Raw genomic sequence first — 20,201 nt, forward strand, 5'->3', positions numbered from 1 at the left:
TCCCACTTAATGATTAGAATGATCAACAGCAGCTTTATTTTCCTTGCCGTGTTGTTCATCTGATTCAAGAGAAATGTCAGTGATAACTAAGTCATCTCTAACCTCAAAAGTGAAAGTGACATTATCACCGACATTGAAATCAACCATTTCTATATTGTCCGCGACGATAAAATCCATCGTCGCAGCAGGTCTATCCCATTTCTCTATTGGGCCTCTGCTAATATTTAGAATCCGTGTATCAATATCAATCGCATTAATCAAACCAGATACTGTTGCTGATGATACTTCAGGCTCACTCATGATATGAATTCCAGTAATTTCATATCCACCGTCTTCGGTTTTGCTCACTTCAAAGTGCAAAGATTGACCTGACTTTAATGAGTCAATATCGACTTTTTCAGCCACAGTAAAATCCATAACCATTTCAGGCCAATCCCAAGCTTCAGCAGGGCCATGTGAAATATTAACCATGCGGTGCCCTGCCATAACACTATTAACATCCCCTTGCATCCAAACAGAGTTAGGCACTTCATCATGAGTCATTCGTTTAAAGTCAGAGCTTTTACTTGATTCAGAATCAATCAAGAATTGGGCAGATGTCACCACAACGTCATCTTCATTTAAGCCGTCTAATATTTCGATGCTGTCGATATCAACCCGGCCAATAGTCACTTCAATAGATTTAAATTGCCCATCACCTAACGCAAGTACTACTCTGTCCTGTTTACCTGTTCTAATAACGGCTTCTTTAGGCACGAGGATGGTGCTATCAGCTTGATTAGCGTGAATAGAGACTTGTGCAAACATATTTGGTTTTAATTGATAGTCTGTGTTATCAAATTTCAATCTCACTCGGAGTGTGCGTGTTTTACTGTTCAATGTTGGATAAACATAATCAACGACACCAGCCCAGTCCTCACCGGGTAAATAATCCAGTGTCATTGATACAGGAAGTCCTTTTTTAATTAAGGCTGCGTCACGTTCAAACACTTCTGCTTCAACCCAAACTTGATCTAGCTGGCCAATGCTTAATAAGGTGTTTCCCGGCTTTACATAAAAACCTTCTCTAACCTTCAAACCATCGACAACACCTGCTTGTGGTGAATAAAAGGTAATTGTTTGCTGAACCTTTCGTGTCTTTTCTAGCTTTTGAACAAAGTCTGCTGAAAGCTGTAACGCTTTTAGGCGATCTTTGGCTGCTGAAATTAAAGAACTATTGTTGCGCTTTAACGCTATTAACAGCTCTTCCTGAGCATTAACTAACTGAGGAGAATATAGTGTATAAAGAGGCTGCCCTTTCTCTACAGGGTTACCTGCTGCTTTGATGTAAAGTTTATCAATCCAGCCATCAACCCGTGGGTGGATATGAATTAGCTTATCTTCATCATATTGAACATAACCTACCGTTGAGATTTCAGTATGCATATTTTTCAGTTCAACAGGTGCAGTGCGAACCCCAAGGTTATTCACTACATGAGGCGCAATTTTTACTGCTCCGGGGCCAAAGTCATCACCAGATGATCCTTCCTCATACACTGGAATTAGATCCATCCCCATAGGCGACTTACCGGGCTTGTCCCGGCGGTAATTAGAATCCATCGGTGCAACCCAATACAGAGGCTTTTTTTCTCCTGATGTTGCTTCATTACTATTACTGTTTGAGCCAGTACCTTGATATAAACTCAATGCTCCAGCACCAAGTGCTGCCCCAATGATGATGGCAATAATTGTTTTTGTATTCGTTGACATTATTTTTCTCCAAATTGCTGACTGGATAAGTGCTGATTAGTTTTGTGTGAAGTTTGCATCGACTTATGTTCAGCATTTGAGTTAGATTGAGAATGCGCAAAGAAATAGTTGATACGAGCAACTGTTTTAAGTGCGTCAACATCAATTCTTAAAGCTGATATTCTGGTATTTAATTCGGCAATTCTTGCTCGAACAACTTCGGCAAAATCGCCATCATCATTTGTGTAGGCTGTCAATGACGCTTCTGCTTGGTCATGAGTTTGTTTAAGGAGTTGTTCTTGATAGATAGATTGTCTATCTGATAAGCGTTTAAGCTGTCTTAGTTCTTTTTCTAAAACACTGATCATTTGCTTTGTCAGTAATAGTTTCTCGGTTTTAATAGTCTCTGAATCTGCAATAGAAGCTGCAACTTGCTTATCTTGTCTGTTCTCGGTAAACAAGGGTAAATCAAACGTTACCCCAACAGAAAATAAATCAGCTCGGCTATCACCAGAGGGCATATTGTCGCGATAGGCATAACTAGCATTAACACCCCATTGCGGCTCATATTGCTGTTTGGCTAACTCAATTCCTTTTTCTGAAGCTTTGCGTTTTATATCAATCGCAAGTATGGCTGGGTGATTCGAAAGCTCCTGAGCCAATAGATTTCTTGAGTAATTAGATGCTTTTAGGACTGTTGGATTATTCAATTGAATCGAAGGCAATTCTTTTGAGACGCTAAACTCTAATGGTTGCGCGTCAAAGTTGAATGATTCATTCAAACGATCCGCATCGTAAATATGAAGCCACTCATTGAGACGAGCGATTGTCGTTTCTAGTTTCTGCTTTTGCGAAGTTAATCTGTCATCTAACTGCACGATTTCCAACTGAGCACGAATAACATCTTGCTGTCTAGTTTTACCAACAACGTTTGAATAGCTAGCTTTAGCCACTTCCGCCATCTGCTCAAAGAGAGACCAATCATCTTCAATCAATTTAATAGTTTGTTGGGCTAAGTAAGCATCTAACCAAAGTTGTGACACTTGGCTTTTCAACTTAGCTTTACGATCCTCTCGTAACAGTGGAAATTTCGTGGACTCAATTTGTAACTGGTCTTTCTTGATCTCTAGACTGTCGCCTCTCGGAAACATTTGAGAGACGCCAACCTTTAGCTGAGTCATTCCTTCCTGATCTAAATCCCAAGTATCTGTTGGTAAATTCATTATCCCTAGCGATACTTTCGGATCAGGCAAAGTACCTGAAGCAATACTTCTATTTTCAACTGCACTTTGTTTCAATCGGCTACCATGAAGCCAAGGATCATTTTGCTGAGCTAAGGTGATAGCTTGTTCAAGCGACACTACTTTCTCAGCTTGAGCTGAGAATACAGATAAGCCGAGTATTAATGCAGTTGAAAGTGAAGTAAGGTTTGAAGAGTTCAATTTCATTAGAATTGCTCCTCGTATGTCTTAACTTTTGCATAGACTTTGCTCGTTCCATCTTTAAATAGAATTAACACGTTGTATGGCATAAAGCGGTCATCGACTTCCATACCGGGAGAGCCAACTGGCATTGCTGGAACTGAAAGCCCAATCGCATTGGGATGTTCTTCTGATAAGAACTGCTGAATAAATTTAGCAGGTATATGACCTTCAAAGGCAAATCCATTTCTACTCACTGCCGTGTGGCATGAACGGTAATTAGGTTTGATACCATACTTAGTTTTGATGTTGCCGATGTTTCGGAAATCTTTGGAATGCGCAACGATCCCTTTGTCTTCAATATGAGTTATCCATTTTTTACAACACCCACAAATAGGGGTTTTATAAACGATTAACTCCAAAGGTGTTACGTCGTTATTGTGTGCATGGTTATGTTCGTTGGCGTTTGCAAACGCAGGTGAAAGCAGCATTACTACTGCTATTTTTAAATACTTATTGATCATTTTTGCCCCCAGACATCGCTGGAAAATATCTATAGCGCTACGACGCTATATTGACTAACAGAAAAATTAATTACATGTGCGAGAAATTTGGACGCACTAATCCTGTATTAGGCAAAAATTGGTGGACGATAAAGGGAAGTGGAAATTGAATGAGGTTGTTTAGATTGCAGAGCAGCTACAGATTCACTGAATATTTGAATATCTGTCGAATCAATACTGGAATTTAGGACTGTCGTAGATGAGCAAGCATTTGCAGGACAAATACATTCAACGTCACAACAATCTTCTGATTGACCATTACTGCTTTTATTCATATCACCATGATCCATGTTCATGTTCATGTTCATGTGTGATTCGTGAGAACCTGATGACATTTCACAAGGCATAGCAGAATACGCAAATGCTTGCCCTACAAAGGCAACCAGCATAAGCGTCATTACTAAGACTTTTGAAAATGCTTTAGACATAAAATTCTCTTACAAATATACATCTCCAATACTAATGCAAATTTTTGACTAAGTCAATTGATGCTGTATAAACATTTATGAATATTTGCTGAGGGATCCCCTCGAATTTGACCATAGTATCAGCTCTTTTCCAGTTTGATGACACCCCAGTCAAACTCTGCGGCCCAGAGCGTGACTTGCCGTCTTGCCGCTTGTATCTCTTCTTCAGTTAAGCCCAGCTGGGCGGCCTTTGATAATCGCATTCCCAGGTAGTTAAATGAGAGTACTCGCCGATGTTTGATGCTGTTAGCCTGAAACTGCAAGTGCTTCCCGGCCAGCTCTGCCGCCAGCCCTATCATGTAATGCAACCAATTTGCCAGTGCCGCCAATAGCAACAGCACTTCCAATCGTTCGCGTTTATAAGTACGGTGGGCTTCGCTACCTAAGCCATAGGTCTGGCTTTTCTGGTCGCGGAAGCTCTCTTCTATTTGCATGCGTTTGCCGTAGCATTTGGCAATCTTCGTCGCGTAATCGAAGCAATTGGGCAAGGATGAGACCAACAACCACGGCTCTTTATATTGCTTGTGTTTGTCGGATTTTCGCAGCTTCCAACCGGTGCCCACCAGCACGGCTTGAGTGCGATATTGCTGGGCTTTGGTCAGCTTAACCTCACCCAAGACTTGGGGCGTAGGGCGTGCTTTTTTGTAGGCTTTGGCAACCGTGATATAGGCATCCTGGCCGGGTAGTTGCAGTGTCTGGTTGCCACGAACTCTGGCAATGTAATGCCAGCCGAGCTTACGTATTTGCTTAAACCACGGCACTTTAAAACCCGCATCGGTAATAATCACCGGCTTAAAGTCTGCCGGCAGTACCTGCTTTAACCGGTATAAAAACGCCCTGTGTACGTGTGGGCACGTATACTCGTCCATCGGCACAACAACTTGATGTAACGTCAGTGGGCGACCTTCCAGCGCCAGGCTGGCACGCAGGATAAAATGGCGCTTTTCGGTGTCGGCATTGCTCCAGTCCACTAAAATCAGCGGCTGTTTGCCCTGACGTAGCAAGCGGGTCATTTCGCCATAAATAAGCGGCGCCTCTGCTTGAAGCGCTTCATTTCTTAGCAAACGGTCAGCTCGTTTGATGCCGTGTTTTTATGACGTTTCACTGTCAAAATTACGGCCGATAGCCGTTACCGTGCATTGGCCATTCTGCATCAAGCTTTGTACTGCCGCCCCCACAGCTAAAAATCGGGCTTTGTGCATACATTTGGGGGTGACAAATGAGAGGAAATCGGCGAGCATTGTTTTTACATTCATGGCAGCATTCATGGTTAGGTGTTTTTGGCGAAAGATCAGATCGGGAACTGCCATGAATGTTCCCTTCGCCTCTAACTATTTGTTTTATCTACGCCATTCGTGGGGATTCGTCAGCTATATTGCTTTAATTAAACTTACAAATACTTTTAGGTACATCTGATATTTGTGCAAGCTATAAATTCGTTGCTCACCATTGACTAGAAGTGTCCGCTTTTGGCACTCTCCAGCCACTCGACAACATAATAATTGGTAAAGTATTTTACTGTGTCTGATGGCGCTTAGCTTATCCGACCTACTCTGGCACTAACTGAAAATACTTTTACTCTAAATTAAAATTGAAGCTCTAATCAAAAATATCAATTTTTGTGCCCTGTTTTACTTCAAATTGTAGTTATTCTCAAGCTGTGGCTCAAAATCATCTGAAATGATGGTACCCACAAGCCCACACTTGATATCTAATATTTCATAATTTATACGTTGATGTTTGTCGAATCAAAATATTTTAACTAGCTTAAAGGCAGACTGGTCAAAAACTTAAATACTTATAAAACTAAAAAAGCGCCTGATTAACTCGGAGCGCTTTGTGTTTAGGACAAATAAACAGGTTTTATACAAATTTAAATAACAAATATTTGAGCGCTATCTTCATACTACGCTTATTGCTTTGGCAATATTGCTCATAGTTAATTATGCCAATAGCCATTTTGCTACAGAATAAAGTGAGCGAAATAAACCACGCAAAATTTTGAGTTGATTGATATTGAAAAAATAATATAGCTAAGCCACTAAATGCGATAATCGAATAGACAATTTCTGTACGATATTTATTAATAGTTTTCAAAATTTTGGGCATTAAAAATTATCATCAAACGTGTCAAAAGCATCAAAGCAGCCACCATCATTTGAATCCGCTATCGAATCTTCAATCTCATAAACAGTCATTCCCCTGTCTGGCTGGCCCACCACATTGCCACCAACATCAACCATATTAGCGCTCGCATTTGTGATAGGTAACCCTGTTGTTGGATTAATAGCAATATCATTAGCGTCATTATTTTTCATTTTCAAACCTTCTTAATTATTAATTAGACTTCACAATTTAATGATTTCGTGATAAAAAACAAACATGTTTGACTGCGCAGCTCAGCAACAAACGGTTTGAATAAGGCATACACTCCTCTTCTATTTTTACTTAATTTTTTTAAGTAAAAACCCTTTCCTCTTTATCTAAAAATTCATTAATAAGTTTAATTTAGAGGCGATTTTTGTCTGCAAGACAGGTTTTTAGATCGCATTTTTCGGAACGACAAACTGCAAAAATAGCGCCTCAGAATGAGGCCAACAAGCGCGTAATGTGGCATAAGCGAAGCTTAGGACACATGGAGTTGCGCGAATGTACAGCTGGTCTGTACTAACCGCGATAGTGTTTCGCATCAGCGAAATTCGATATCAATTTGGGACAAATTGATATTCGAACCATAATTTTCGTCAGAAAATAAAAGCAGATGAAAAATGCAAATTATGGGGGACCCATTGCATTGTCAGGCGCGGCAGTATGGCGGTTAGTACAGAGCGTAGCTCGGTGCATTCGCGCAGGGTCTAAAACGCTAGCGCGATAGCGCGTTGAGCCAGCTCGTTGCGGAGCAACAACCAGAGCTGGCGGGCGTTTTAGGCCCTATGGTTGAGTAGCGCAGCAACGAGGCCATCCGCTGACAGCGGCTTTTGTTGCGATTATTATCGCGACAATGATTCCGTGCATGCTGTAAGAGCATCTCGGAATGAAAAACGGAAATACATTTATAAAATGATGATAATTTTTATGTTGCGGTGCTAGTTAATTTTACTAATTAACTCATCAAAAGGATTTTTGAATTGACTCAGCAGCCATCAAAAAATTTAGAAACGAACAACCTACTTCTCACTCACTACCCTCGCTATTTTGATATTGATATGCGGTATTATCTAGGCGCAAACAACCATCAAAAAGGGGTTAACCGAACTAGGTTGACCGTATTAATCGCGATTCGATTTTCTATTGTTACACCAAGCATTGTGCGTTGGCTCTACGGCATTAATCATCGCCTCGCGTTGGAACACCTAAACAGGCTAGAAAACGATGGGCTATTGCGTGTGGTAAAAACACACCGAAGCCCAGACGGTCGAGTCTATGTACCTACCTACACTGCAGCCAAATTTGCAGAGGAGTTAATGGGCATCGATATACATTTTAGAGCGAATAGAAACCCTGCTCTGCAGTTCAATCAAAACAATGTAATGCATAACCTGATTAATGCATTTGTCATGCTGCGCGGTATACATAATTACCACAGTGATGAAACGTACGCACCAATGTGGAATGGGTTTATTACCGAGCCTGAATTTAAACGTATTAATAACCTATCTGATACACGAACCGTGGATGGTGCTGTGCGACTCTTAGATGGCTCTATTGCAGCAGTTGAAATTGAGCACTCATTTAAAAATAAAACGGCACGGCAGGCTATTTTACTAAAATATTTGGCCTCGTTAAAAAATAACGATTACAGTAAGATTTTTTTATTCTCTCAGTCGGTCAAAATTTTTGATGACATTAAACGTTTACATGAGCAGCTATTTACGGAGCTACCTGAACGTTACGACAAAAAGTCGCGCGCACCACTTCTCAGTGAGGGCGATGCTGAGCTGCTGCGTGCCTCAATAATATACCGAACTAAACTTTGCACTGAAATTGAAAAAATTTTTTACTCGTAATGCAGTAGTATAAACATTAAGGCGTTATGGTTTTTTTGTTCAATTGTTTAGAGTAATACGACTTAGCTTTATCGTCACCGATGATTTTTGCATACGTTATACAGCGCCTTATATCGGCTTTTGCCAATCTAAAAGCAGGGTTTTCGTTTTGGTTTGATAGCTCATAGCCTCCTAATCGATTGAGGTTTACCCGAGCCCATACCCCCTCTTCATGCGAGCCCTTTTTTACCTTAGGACGACGAGCTAACCTCGGCCTAGCTATATGCTGACCGTCGGATTGAGGGATGTATGAAAACTCGATGGCGGTAATACAGTTGCCAATTTTTTGTGGCTTAAACGTTACGCGTATGTCTGTGTGGGCATTGATTTTTTCAATAGCAGGTAACAATACACGCGACTTAAAATCCCGCCATGCTCCATATGATTCGGATAAAAATAATTTCTGTTTCATCTCTGGTAGTTGTAAATTCATAACTACAGAGCCCCGTCGTTTGTAATTTTTATAATTTCGCACCTCGTTTAGGAGTCCATACAACCGAAATGATGCTAACGTGTTAAGTTTTACTGTGTTATGAAAAAATAACTCTGTGAAATTACCCTCTATATTAAAAATATAGGGCTCTATTTCTTTTGAAAACTCTATATTAATGAATGAGCCCTGATTTTTTAGCTTTTCATATCTAGCATTGCTCACCCAGGGGATTGAAAGCGACGTCCCACTATCGTCTAAAATAGTGACAGATTTATCTCTTAGTGACTCTGCAGCTGCGCTCAGCTGCTCATAGACACTGCTTTTATTGAGGCCGAAACACTTGGCATATTCCGTTGGATAAATCACAATTTTTCCTGGGTTAGGCTTTTTTGAATTTACTTTAGACAGCGCTAGATTTATTAATCGCTGCTCATTAATATCGAGCGAATAACCCGCATGTAGTAATTTATTAGCGAAAACAATTTTTGGAGAATTTTTACTGCTCATCTCTCTACCTCATTTCTAATTGATGGTGTTATGCTAACCGCGACCCAACCAATAAAAGAAATTTCGGTAAGTTTTTTGGTAAATAAAATTTTTATTTATTCACGGTAAAGGTGTCCCCCTAAACCGTATAAATTGCCTACTCATTTCGTATAAAGTGCCACAATAAACATATAAATTGCCCACCAAACACTTAAATATTTCATTTCATTACACAAGCTTATGACCCTCTAAAAGTATTAAAATAGAAAAAGATAAAATAAAGGCTCATTTGGCACTTTTATAGATTTATTAATTCATTTCTGGCGGTTAAAAAAATAAATTAATTATTTTTTATTTTTTACCTCGCCAATATGATTTGTAATGAGGCTACTGAGTGAACTAACTGAAATACGCAAAAGGGAGGTAGACGTATCTACCTCCCCTTTGCATTTGACCTATGCCTTGCCAAACATGATTACAATGACCTCGCTTTTGAGACATTGTAACGAAATCCTGTATTTGCGCTGGACCTCCTCCCAGGTTTGATACTCAGTAACTGAGTAAAATGCCCTATTAAACGCTATTGCAGTTAGGGCAGCGAATCAGCAAATAATGATTCACGGCATATTTGGGGAGATATGATTAGGCTTGTTATTTTTATTTTGAAAATAACCATTGTGACCTCAGTTTCAGTCGCTAATTTTTTCCAATTTAACCCTAAGAAAAAACATCATCTTCAAAGTCGCACGGCAGCTCCACACGCTCTATTGGGTGGCTAATTAGGCTGTGCATGAGCTCATAAGCGAGTTTTCGCATAGCAAACTCATTTAGTGTTTTATTCGCTGTAATTTCAGGGCCAATAACCTCCCATAGCTCATTTAAATTCGCATTATCACTGCGTAACTCTAATAAGTTAATCTGGTGGTCATTTGCGGTGATTACCCGACTAAATGCGTGTAATAAATTTAAAAAATCTAATGTTGATACGTATGTGCTTTCCATACTTAACTTTCCTTGTGTGATTTGTTATCAAAATCGATAACGTATTAGTAAATAAAATCAGGCATGGGTATTTAAATCGGTTTACGAAAAATATTATAAAAAAAGCGAACAAATGTTCGCTTAGGGGGTTATGCATTGTCGATAATATCGACCCAATCACTTTCTGCTGCTGCAAAAAATGTAGTTGGCGTTTGCATAAATATTTGCTGAAACTCCTCAGAGAACAGCTCACTAAACTGTGTTATTTGCTCTATGTAGATAAGTAAAAAAAGCGTCATGTCGTGCCCTTCTAAATACCTATTCTCAAAACTTGGATTTTTTTCCAACATACTATTTGAAATACTAATGCCAAGTATTTTTCCAACGCTATCTCTATGTAAATAGATGTAATTATTGAAATTTAACTCTAATGTTTGTTCATTAACTACATCTGCTAACAATAAAATTGTAGAGCAGTCATCCCACGGAGATCTACTGGCTCGAACGTATTGGCGAATAAATTGAGATTTAATATTTTTCATGATTTGTCCTCGTTAATTGTCCTGAAATTAACTAGGGCCATGCGATGGGTAAAAATAGAAAATCACGTTTATGTAGGCTAAATTTGCAAAAAGAATAAAAATCATTAAGGTTAAAAAAGTTCCTAACTTTGAGGTAGAACAATATGACTGATTATATTTGGCTATTACCTGCGACCATACTAACAATAGTTTTAGTCAAGCTTATTAAAAAGTCCAGAAAGTAAACCTACACTTTAAGTGCATAAATAATTCAGTGTGAAAAATAACTTAAGCCTACCTATTGATAATAAAAATATTGAACAATTAATGAACCAACCCTAACGATCGCTTAAAAAAAACACAAATAAAATTACTTTATCCTCCATTTATCTAAAAAAAATTAAATAAAATTTTGTATATTTTTCTGAATTTTAATCAAGATGAAACGTAAATCTCCATTTGGCGGAGGTATTCAGAAGTTCATCAAAAAAATCACTAAACTTTTGAAATTTATTGAAATTAGTTATCATAGTACTATTAGTTTGATTAATTAAAACTTCAAGCTAACCAATTCTTTTTTTAATAAATTAAAGGTTTCTATGCAAATTATTTTTTCTAATAATGATGGACTTCAAATGCAAAAAGGATTTGCGCTAGCGATAATTACCAATCAAGGTAAGATTATTCAGTCAGGAATGGTTGTTGAGTCAATGGTCTTTGAAGCCATGTTGGCCCACACTATTGAAACCTTTTGTTCTAAGTTTACAAGTATTGACCCTAATTATTTTAAAGAACCTCAATAGCTAAGCCCTTTAGCTAAGTAATATTAAGTATGGCCTGTTGCAAGGTTAAACTTGCAACTGACCTCTTCGTAATTACGTCAAAAGTCATAACCACTAACTAGCTCACCAGTATGTTTATGCAGACGTAACAAACGCCTCTTATCATTATGAAATTCAAGTAAAAGCTCAAAGTAATCAGCATTTGAGGTACCTAACAGACGCTCAAATACATTATTGAGGCCACCTTTATCGCCGCTAAATGTATTTAATTGTAAACTGATGCTTTTAAAAGTGTCTTTAACTAGTTGACGAATAGCTAGACGTTCGTCGTTGGAAAGTTTTATAAGGTTTTTAGTAATTGATAACCACCGATCAGTTACTTCATCACGAAATGAGTTATCAATTCTAGCTAACTTATTTTTACTAATACTAATCTGCGACTCAACATCACGTGCCTCAGACTCAAGTTTGGATATTTTGTTAGCAATGGCCTGTGGCGGAGTTCCATTTAAAGTCAGAAGAGCCTCAGTAAATAAATCTATATCACCATTAATTTTAACTAAACGCGCCCTAAGATTAGCCTCTTGGCTGTTAATGGCCTCCCTATCTCCACCTTTTAACAAAATACGCTGTAGGTTAACCTTATCTTGGCAAAAAGTGACAACTGCTTTTTCTATCACATCAATTTGGACGGTTGAATTCATTTCACAGTTATTTTTTCGCCGTGCTTCAACACAGCCATATCGTTTATGGCTGCTTTTTACTTCATTCAAACATTTGTTTCGATAAACAACATGTGAACCTACAGACTTTCCGCAATTGCCGCATTTAAATACACCTACCCCAGATAAAATACCAACAAACTTCTGTGATTGTTTAGTAGCGCCACGCTTAGATGAATCAGCGACTAAAAAGTTAAATTCAGATTCACTCATCAGCGGAGGATAATAACCTTTAAGGCCATACTCTGCATTCCCTACTTTTACATTGAGCTCACCAATAAGTGAACGACGCTTAACCTCTTTATATACATTGGCACCAGTATGATGAATAGTGCCTGCACCAAACTCACTATTAATTAACATTGCTATTTTTATGCCGCCATATCCTTTTTTAAAAAGCTCTATTTTGCGGAGCATAATTTTTTTATGATGTGGCTCAAATTCAAATATTTTTTTATCATCATTCCACACAGTCCAACTAGGCGGCTTACCACAATTTACTCTGAATCCACGCTTGCCCGCACTCCAATCATCACACTGCTGTTTCAATACATCTCGTACACGTTGAGATTTGGTTTCACTCTCTTCATTTGCTCGCATGAAGATCATCAACATGGCAAGTAACTCAAACGGGTTTTCATCAATAAGTTGGCTGTTATATTCTTTGTTGTCTATTGCGGTTATTACTGTAATACCAGCATTGATTATCTGAGTTACAATACTTGCGCATTCTGAGACCTTCCTTCTTGACATTCTATCTAGACTTTCAATAAGCAAAACTGAGCCTGAAGGGATATTACCGTCCTCTATCGCTTTTAAAAATACTCCAAATGCACCTTTTTTAATATTATTTCCATGATATGCACTAAGGCCTAGATCTCTCATTGTAAGAGACTCATCCAATAATAATCCTCTTTCCTTAGCTACTTTATTTGCATAATCTAATTGCCTTTTAAGGGAATGTCCCTTGGCTTGCTCTTGAGTAGAAAATCTCACATAGCTGAACAACAAAGGTTTTTCTGACATAGGGCTTTTCAAATCGTTAGTTATCTATTATGAAAGGACTGTATCACAATCTAGTTTAATTATACATTGTCTGGCCGACCATTGCCGTAGACACGCATATTTTTCGTGTTTCAAACCGCACCAAATTTGCTATGGGCAAAGATGTAGTCGCCGTTGAGCAAAAACTTGAAAAGGTTGTTCCTAAAGAATTCAAAGTAGACGTTCACCACTGGTTAATACTACACGGACGCTATACCTGCGTTGCCCGTAAGCCTAAATGCGGCAGCTGTATTATTGAAGACTTGTGTGAGTTTAAAGAAAAAACGGACTAATAATTGAAAAGCTATAGCAATAAAGCACAATTATACAATTTGCTTTTAGCCATTACTTCAGCGTTTTTTATATGGCTCTCGAATGGCTTTATCACCTTTATTGCTTTTAACGAGTCTGTTGCGGGAGTGAAATTTGAAGAACTTTTGCTCATATTTTCACACGTCGATATTCTAAAAGTTTTGGCTTTTCCTGAGTTTTGGGAAGCTAATGCAAATCACTCTTTCATTGAGGCCCCTGGTTTATGGTTTGAGCCGATGACTATTTTATCTTCGTTAGGCTCATTACTTCTCATAGCTTTATTTTCTATGTATGTCAGTAAATTAAAATCTGAAACAATATCTTTATCATTACTCTTAATTGGATTTTTATACTTGGTTGTTTCATGGGGTGTTTTGCTAGATGTATCTGATGCTAAGATGATTGGGCCCTATTTAAGTATTGGCATTCAAGGTCTGTTATTACATTCGTTTATAAGTTGCCTAATTTGTGTTTTTACCTTTTCAAAAAATGTATATTTTAAAATTAGTACTATTTAGTCTTTCTTTATTTAGTAGCTTTGCATTTGCAAGCGAAATTGATTGGCAAAGCAAAGCGGCTGATCATATTAGGTTAAATATAATTCTGTTTATTAACCTTGGCCTTTTCATTCTCATTTTGTTTTTCTCAATTCGTCATATTAAAAAATTAAAACGACTTAATATAACAATCACTAATGAATCGTTAATCGACCCTTTGACAAAAGTGTTAAATAGAAAAGGCTTTCATGAACAAGTTTCTCGCTTAGATAAACAAAGTGGTTTTTTACTCATTGCAGATATAGATAACTTTAAACTCATTAATGATCGATTTGGACATAATGCTGGTGATAAAGTTCTTCAAAGGGTCGCTCATGCTTTAAAAGTTCAAACTAGAGAAAAAGATATTGTTGGACGATATGGCGGAGAAGAGTTTGTAGTTTTCTTTCCAAGCAATGATGTTGAAACCGTAAAAAAGATTTCACATAGGCTTGTATTAGCCATTGCTAGCCTTAATTTAAATGACATATCGCCTGAATTAACAGGAGTCACAATTAGTGCGGGTGTAGATAAAGGTGATACAAAACGCTCTAAGTTTGAAAGGTTATATGAAAACGCAGACCAACTATTATATAAAGCTAAGGCTGCTGGTAAAAATCAAGTTATCGTATTTGATAACTAACAGCTTAAGCCTTAGCTATTCCACTTCTGGTCGCACTGCAGTAATCCGGCATCTAATCGTTTAGCTGTCTGTTGATTCTATACTATTTATAAATTGCGCCATATTTACTAAACGCTCACCGACAATAAATGCAATGGTGCGTTTAACCCAAGGCGCTTTAATATTTGTGTAGTTTAGTTTAGCTAATACGCAGCTTGTAATTATTAAAAGTAGAAGCGATGACACGCTGTAAAACCAAACCATGTGTTGCTCTAGGTGAGCATACAAGTCAATTTCAAATAGCACATCAAAGCCAATAAAAACATAAGCCATATAAAAAGGTGCAGACATTAATAACAACTTAGTTAGTTGTAATTTATGTGAGCAAAGGCGGTAAACGTCTTTTTGAAGTTGGCTAATTGGCTTTGCATAATCAACGTTAGCAATGTGCACTATTTGGCCAATATTACCTGCAAGGCCAGCAATGGAAAATACACTCAGTATCAACGCGGATATTGAAGGCGCTGAAACACTAAAGTTATTTGCAATGTACTGCCCCAATAAAACAATAATAAAAAAGAAGGCTGCGCTTTCAATAATACGTGCCCACTTCATAGTATTAAGCTCTTTCATTTGTTTATTCACTTTTGTTTCGCTCAGCAGTGATTGGTTTATTGTAATGGCCGATTCGTTGACACTATTTTGCTGCTGCCAAGTGTTTTTAATGTTATCTAAATTCATTTTAAGCCCCCTGTTTTTCAAATTGATTTTTTAGTGTTTCTTTAATTCGGCCAATTCGCGTAGCGACGTTGGTTTTACTTATGCCTAAACTCGTCGCTATGCTTTGATGGGATTCGCCTTCTAAATACAGCAATACTATGGCTTTATTTAACTTATCGAGCTTTGCTATAAATTCATAAAGCTGCTTAACCTCTTCGCTTTTATCATTGTGCGCTGAGAGGTCGGCTATGTGCACAATGCACTGCTCACTTTCATTGGCTTTATCTTCTCGTTTACTGTCTTTGCGGTAATATGAAATCGCCACATTCAGTGCTATTCGGTACATCCACGTAGAAAACTTATAGTCTTTGTCGTAATTATCATAAGCAAGCCACATGGTGGTGAGTATTTCTTGCGCTAGGTCTTGCCTGTCGTGTTGGTTTTGACAGTACGAGTTAACTATTTTATAAATAATGCCTTTATGCTGCTCCATTGTTTGAGCAAACAGTGCTTTTTTATTGGTGTTCATTTACGCATAAATCCATCATCTAAATTAATCTCATCACGTAGTTGGCTCATCACAGTTTCATTGTGTTTAATTTCTAATGCATCTGTTTTTAAAAGTAATAAAGTGCGGCGCTTTGGCTAATGCAACATAGCCTGTACACATTTATATAAACATTTTAGCTGCACGATAGTACTCACATAACCTTCTTATCTAGTTATTCGCAGTATCGCTGAAATAATCACAACTATTTAAAAAATAATTATTTGAGGGAGTAATAAGCTAAGTAAAAGAGCAAAGCGAGGAGCTAGCTCTTTTTTCTGCTTTGCTATTAAAAGGGGACTCCTAGTTAAAAGATTTTTTTAATATAGCAATAGTTAATATTATTGTATCTCTGGTTATCAAATATGACTCAGGCTAAAGGTGGTAAAAAAACATACAATCTGCTATTAATAGTGAATAATAATTTAAGGAGGTTTCTGCGTTAGCGCTGTAAGAAACCACATAACTTCAAGGATGTATTTTGCAAAGTAATCATTCAAAATTTCAGCCAAATAAGTGGTCATTATTAAATTTAGCTGTTGTGCTTATACTGGCGGGTGCATTTTATTATTTGGGTCAATTTTCTGTATTTCATTCGATTCTTTTAAGCCTAATTTGTTTTATTTCATTTTTAACCTTATTAATTTTAAAGCGTTGGAAAGCATATATTAACTATTTAAAAGCAATAGGAGATGAGATAGAGCGAGACAGATTTCACTTAGGTGAACACATAGTATCGATGGTTCCTTACATGAACTTACAAATAACAGTTCATGCACGTATGGATGAATCAGCTTTATTAATCAAAAAAGCAAATTGTTATATTTCGATTAATTTAAAAGATATTTGCTCATTTGAGCCAACTGAATATTTCGGACGGCCAATCGCGAAAGTAATTTTGGCCGATAATAAAAACTTAACTCCTGCACTCTATGTACCTTGGTCTGAAGAAATGGCGCTAACTCAAAGTAAAGCTCATGGGTAAACGCCTTTGTTTGCTTATCATGCCATAAAGGTATTAAGCGTTACACTCTAAGGCGATACTAAGATTTATAGCGGTTTAACTCTGATACTAAGTGCGTACTTTTAAATACCACCAAATTAGAGGCGCCAGTATCACTATTTCAATACCCACATTCAGCCACTGTTTTGCTACCGAGCCATCTAACATAATGCCAATAAGCCTTGCAATTAATAGTCCTACGAGTAACGATGACAGTGTTGCCGCTATGCTAGCTTGCCAAGGTACAAGCTGATGATGAAATTGCAGCAATAAGCCAAAACCAATAAATAACCCCCACCAAATTCTGCGCTCTACGGCCTTAAAAATATCATTAGGAACTGGCTTATTGCTTATCAGCTCAGGGTTGGCAGCTAACACTATGCCAAAAATAATTAATACCGCACCAACAACCCTAAAAATGACTATATTATCCATGATCAATCCCTCAGGCTGGTTGTTTGATCAACTGTTTGAACAATCGATTGCTCAACAAGCTCCTGAGGTAACTCCTTTGCTTGGCTCCACTGCTTTGGCGATTGCCCATACATACGTTTAAATTCTCGGCTAAATTGTGATGAGCTAACATAGCCTACCGACATGGCCGCCGAACTTACGTTCATACCCGCTGCAATTTTCATCGCGGCGGTATTTAAGCGCATAGATTTAACAAATTGAATCGGCGACATACTGGTCGCATCCTTAAATTTTCGATGCAAAACTGCCCTACTTACGCCAATTTTTGCTGCCATATCGTCTATGGTTATGGTCTCATCTAATCGAGATGCCAAATAATCAATTGAGCGTGCTATGTCGTTTCCTACGCCAAAGGCTTGGTGCACACTACTACCTGCCTGTCCGTTTAATATGGCGTAATATAATTCTCGCAGTCGCCCTTCGCCTAAAACCGCAATATCTACAGGGTTGCCTACGAGTTGCAGCAATCGTAGTAATGAATCGGTAAATGAGTCATCCCATGCTGCGAGTGTAAGCCCTTGCGTTTTGGGGCCTGATGCGTGTTTTTTTACACCTTGTGCAGCCATGGTAATAGATAATTCGGTCATCACTTTTGTATCTAGCGATACAATAACGCCTAGCAAGGGGGTCTCAGGTGAAGCCGTGGGTGTACCCGCTTCTACCGGCATAGACATAGGGCAGCACATATAATTATTTTCATCGTATATAAAATGCTTACCATCGAGTATGGCTTCTTTAGCGCCACTGACTATAGCAACAATACACGGCTCGTATACCGCAGGTGCACAGCGCATAGCATGCGTTACTTTAAACAACTGAACACCTTTAATACCCGTTTCTATTAGCCCTTGGGTATAATTTTCATCGTTGTTTACATCGTTAAAAGACAGGCTATTTTGTATAAGTTGCTTAATGTGGTGTTTGCTCATTCACCCATACCTTTTAAATATAGAATAAATCCAATCTAGCACCGTAAATACACATTCTCAATGCAGCGATACAAATAGGCATATTTTAAAGAGGATATCGCCTAGTTACACCTGGTGGCGAGAGTTATATTACCTAACAAGCACTTTAGAGCAATATGCATAGCCCTGTACTGCATATTTATACTTAACTATTGATAGGAATTTAACTAATGAGCGCAACTAACCCATTTGGCCCTTCTGGCTGGACTCCCGACCAACTCAGTTCTTTAGTTGGTAAATGCTATCTAATAACGGGAGCAAATACAGGCGCAGGCTTTGAAGCAACCCGACTATTACTCGCTAAAGGCGCAAAAGTAGTTATGCTCAATCGTAACCCTTTAAAATCAGATGAAGCTATTGCTAAGTTAAAACAGGAGTTTGGCAATAGTACCGATGTGAGCTTTATAAAAATGGACCTAGCAGAGCTTGCATCAGTACGCCATGCAGCCAACGAGGTATTACAAGCTGTGCCACACATAGATGCACTTATTTGTAACGGCGCTATTGCGCAGGTCGCGACTCAGCAATTTACTAAAGACGGCTTTGAAAGTCAGTTAGGGGTTAACCACTATGGGCACTTTTTACTGTGTGGTTTGCTATTTAATAAAATAGAGCAATCTAGCGGGCGTATTGTCGTAGTGGCCAGTGAAGGCTACAAAATGGGGCTTAAAACGATTCAATTTGATGACATGAATTGGAATAAAAACTACCACCCAAATAAGACCTACTGCCACAGTAAACTTGCACAAATGATGTTTGCTTATGAGCTGCAAAATAAAATAGCCGCCGCCAATAAAAATGTGCAGGTGTTTGTGTGTCACCCAGGTGCAGCTAATACCTCTCTTATTGGCGATAATGTTAACTTTGCAACCCGATTTACCTGGTCACTAATAGTAAAAATGGGCTTAGCGCAATCGGCAGAGCAAGGTGCATACCCTGAGGTTATGTGTGCCACCGAGCATAACCTAAAACAACGTGCGTATTATGGCCCATCAGGAAGATGGAATTGGAGTGGCCCCGTAGGAACATGCAAACTTGAGCCGTTTGCTTTAGATCAGCCTGTGCTAAGCAAATTATGGGCGGTTACTGAGCAGCACACTGCTTTTAAATGGACAATATAATTGCTAATAGCGAACGTGTGTAGGGTGTAAAAGTAATGAAAAAACCATTAGTAATCGGCCTAATATTTTTACTTTTCCTAACCGGTTTTAAAAGTACCAATAACCTCCCTGTGCAGTATAAACCTAATGATGAGCTGGTAGTACTTGCCCATGGGTTAGGCAGAAGCGATTGGGCAATGCGATATTTTGCCCAGCAGCTTAAACGTGCACATTATAAGGTATGCAGCCTAAATTACGCCTCTTTAGGGCAAAGTGTTGAGGCTGTGTTTACGCAAACAACCACACAAATTAATGCCTGTATTGCTAACGCGAGTAAAGTACATTTTGTAGGGCACTCCCTAGGTGGCTTAGTTATTAGAGCCTACTTGCAAAATAACCCTCGGGTATTTAATGGTAATACACTTGGAAATGTCGTGTTAATTGGCACGCCTAACAAAGGCAGCGAATTAGCTAATCATTTAAATGGTTCATGGTTAATGCATATAGCCGGCGGTGTAAGCCAATCTTTAATTACAGGCAGTAAGAGTTTGGGCAACACCATAAATGAGCTGGACATTGATTTAGGCGTAATAGCCGGTGCTAAAGCATCCACCCTGACACAGCATTATTTTAAAGGTAAAAACGATGGCTTGGTGTCTGTAGAATCAACCAAACTGAGGGCGTGTTGATTTTTGCGGATTGAAATTTGTTCAATCTAGGGGCGA

At 38.5% G+C, this 20,201-nt stretch carries 20 protein-coding genes and 2 pseudogenes; 8 read left to right on the plus strand and 14 right to left on the minus strand.

Going from position 1 to position 20,201, the window contains the following annotated elements; all coding sequences use genetic code 11:
- Positions 1-6 precede the first annotated feature (6 nt).
- The 6 genes and pseudogenes from PAT01_RS15425 to PAT01_RS15455 all read right to left on the minus strand — a co-directional run bounded on the left by PAT01_RS15425 (position 7) and on the right by PAT01_RS15455 (position 6,497).
- Positions 7-1,749, minus strand: a complete 1,743-nt coding sequence (locus PAT01_RS15425; RefSeq protein WP_004589254.1) for an efflux RND transporter periplasmic adaptor subunit — start codon at positions 1,747-1,749, stop codon at positions 7-9.
- Positions 1,749-3,176, minus strand: a complete 1,428-nt coding sequence (locus PAT01_RS15430; protein ID WP_004589253.1) for a TolC family protein — start codon at positions 3,174-3,176, stop codon at positions 1,749-1,751. The genes PAT01_RS15425 and PAT01_RS15430 overlap by 1 nt, the downstream gene beginning before the upstream one ends.
- A complete protein-coding gene (locus PAT01_RS15435; protein WP_154945764.1) occupies positions 3,176-3,673 on the minus strand; it encodes a DUF411 domain-containing protein in 498 nt (165 codons plus the stop codon). Before PAT01_RS15435 ends, PAT01_RS15430 begins: the two co-directional genes overlap by 1 nt.
- A gap of 107 nt (positions 3,674-3,780) precedes the next feature.
- The gene (locus PAT01_RS15440) at positions 3,781-4,140 is read right to left on the minus strand and encodes a hypothetical protein (protein WP_004589251.1); all 360 of its coding nucleotides are present in this window, start codon (positions 4,138-4,140) and stop codon (positions 3,781-3,783) included.
- Positions 4,141-4,259: 119 nt separating this feature from the next.
- Positions 4,260-5,435, minus strand: a pseudogene (locus PAT01_RS15445) (IS4 family transposase).
- Positions 5,436-6,287: 852 nt separating this feature from the next.
- Positions 6,288-6,497 carry a hypothetical protein gene (locus PAT01_RS15455; protein ID WP_154945766.1) on the minus strand — a complete coding sequence of 70 codons (210 nt, stop codon included), beginning with the start codon at positions 6,495-6,497 and terminating at the stop codon, positions 6,288-6,290.
- An 810-nt stretch (positions 6,498-7,307) separates the two neighbouring features.
- Here PAT01_RS15455 and PAT01_RS15460 point away from each other — a divergent pair.
- Positions 7,308-8,186: a hypothetical protein gene (locus PAT01_RS15460; protein WP_154945767.1), complete on the plus strand. Its 879-nt coding sequence runs from the start codon at positions 7,308-7,310 to the stop codon at positions 8,184-8,186.
- A 16-nt stretch (positions 8,187-8,202) separates the two neighbouring features.
- Here the strand turns inward: PAT01_RS15460 and PAT01_RS15465 are convergent, their stop codons facing one another.
- The 3 genes from PAT01_RS15465 to PAT01_RS15475 all read right to left on the minus strand — a co-directional run bounded on the left by PAT01_RS15465 (position 8,203) and on the right by PAT01_RS15475 (position 10,667).
- Positions 8,203-9,165 carry a replication initiation protein gene (locus tag PAT01_RS15465; protein WP_154945768.1) on the minus strand — a complete coding sequence of 321 codons (963 nt, stop codon included), beginning with the start codon at positions 9,163-9,165 and terminating at the stop codon, positions 8,203-8,205.
- 696 nt (positions 9,166-9,861) lie between these two features.
- Entirely contained in the window at positions 9,862-10,146 is a 285-nt protein-coding gene (locus tag PAT01_RS15470; RefSeq protein ID WP_154945769.1) for a hypothetical protein, read from the minus strand.
- A 128-nt stretch (positions 10,147-10,274) separates the two neighbouring features.
- Positions 10,275-10,667: a hypothetical protein gene (locus PAT01_RS15475; RefSeq protein WP_154945770.1), complete on the minus strand. Its 393-nt coding sequence runs from the start codon at positions 10,665-10,667 to the stop codon at positions 10,275-10,277.
- 578 nt (positions 10,668-11,245) lie between these two features.
- Between PAT01_RS15475 and PAT01_RS15480 the strand changes: the two genes are divergently transcribed.
- Complete coding sequence (locus PAT01_RS15480) at positions 11,246-11,449, plus strand: hypothetical protein (RefSeq protein WP_004589242.1); 204 nt, start codon at positions 11,246-11,248, stop codon at positions 11,447-11,449.
- A gap of 77 nt (positions 11,450-11,526) precedes the next feature.
- Here PAT01_RS15480 and PAT01_RS15485 read toward each other — a convergent pair whose 3' ends face one another.
- Entirely contained in the window at positions 11,527-13,176 is a 1,650-nt protein-coding gene (locus PAT01_RS15485) for a recombinase family protein (RefSeq protein ID WP_004589241.1), read from the minus strand.
- A 71-nt stretch (positions 13,177-13,247) separates the two neighbouring features.
- Here PAT01_RS15485 and PAT01_RS15490 point away from each other — a divergent pair.
- The 3 genes and pseudogenes from PAT01_RS15490 to PAT01_RS15500 form a co-directional block, all read left to right on the plus strand.
- Positions 13,248-13,487 (plus strand): annotated as a pseudogene (locus PAT01_RS15490) (endonuclease III); the annotation flags it as partial.
- Between the two features lie 3 nt (positions 13,488-13,490).
- Positions 13,491-14,024, plus strand: a complete 534-nt coding sequence (locus PAT01_RS15495) for a hypothetical protein (RefSeq protein WP_138580049.1) — start codon at positions 13,491-13,493, stop codon at positions 14,022-14,024.
- Positions 13,975-14,685, plus strand: a complete 711-nt coding sequence (locus PAT01_RS15500; RefSeq protein ID WP_138580048.1) for a GGDEF domain-containing protein — start codon at positions 13,975-13,977, stop codon at positions 14,683-14,685. Before PAT01_RS15495 ends, PAT01_RS15500 begins: the two co-directional genes overlap by 50 nt.
- Before the next feature lie 60 nt (positions 14,686-14,745).
- On the opposite strand, the gene PAT01_RS15505 is transcribed toward PAT01_RS15500, so the two are convergent.
- Together PAT01_RS15505 and PAT01_RS15510 are read right to left on the minus strand one after the other, a co-directional pair.
- Entirely contained in the window at positions 14,746-15,405 is a 660-nt protein-coding gene (locus PAT01_RS15505) for a hypothetical protein (protein ID WP_138580047.1), read from the minus strand.
- Position 15,406: 1 nt separating this feature from the next.
- Positions 15,407-15,913 (minus strand): RNA polymerase sigma factor, encoded by a 507-nt coding sequence (locus PAT01_RS15510; RefSeq protein ID WP_138580046.1) that lies wholly within the window; start codon positions 15,911-15,913, stop codon positions 15,407-15,409.
- Positions 15,914-16,412: 499 nt separating this feature from the next.
- On the opposite strand from PAT01_RS15510, the gene PAT01_RS15515 reads away from it, so the two are divergent.
- Positions 16,413-16,916 carry a hypothetical protein gene (locus PAT01_RS15515; RefSeq protein ID WP_054983420.1) on the plus strand — a complete coding sequence of 168 codons (504 nt, stop codon included), beginning with the start codon at positions 16,413-16,415 and terminating at the stop codon, positions 16,914-16,916.
- Positions 16,917-17,003: 87 nt separating this feature from the next.
- On the opposite strand, the gene PAT01_RS15520 is transcribed toward PAT01_RS15515, so the two are convergent.
- Entirely contained in the window at positions 17,004-17,369 is a 366-nt protein-coding gene (locus PAT01_RS15520) for a DUF4345 family protein (protein ID WP_024034145.1), read from the minus strand.
- 2 nt (positions 17,370-17,371) lie between these two features.
- The gene (locus PAT01_RS15525; protein ID WP_121637712.1) at positions 17,372-18,337 is read right to left on the minus strand and encodes an AraC family transcriptional regulator; all 966 of its coding nucleotides are present in this window, start codon (positions 18,335-18,337) and stop codon (positions 17,372-17,374) included.
- A 209-nt stretch (positions 18,338-18,546) separates the two neighbouring features.
- Here PAT01_RS15525 and PAT01_RS15530 point away from each other — a divergent pair, with 209 nt between their 5' ends.
- Positions 18,547-19,497, plus strand: a complete 951-nt coding sequence (locus tag PAT01_RS15530; RefSeq protein WP_138579701.1) for an SDR family oxidoreductase — start codon at positions 18,547-18,549, stop codon at positions 19,495-19,497.
- Positions 19,498-19,532: 35 nt separating this feature from the next.
- Positions 19,533-20,165, plus strand: a complete 633-nt coding sequence (locus tag PAT01_RS15535) for an esterase/lipase family protein (RefSeq protein ID WP_138579700.1) — start codon at positions 19,533-19,535, stop codon at positions 20,163-20,165.
- The last annotated feature ends 36 nt before the right edge of the window (positions 20,166-20,201 follow it).

The sequence above is a fragment of the Pseudoalteromonas atlantica genome, assembly GCA_007988745.1.
GTDB classification, from domain to species: Bacteria; Pseudomonadota; Gammaproteobacteria; order Enterobacterales; family Alteromonadaceae; genus Pseudoalteromonas; species Pseudoalteromonas atlantica.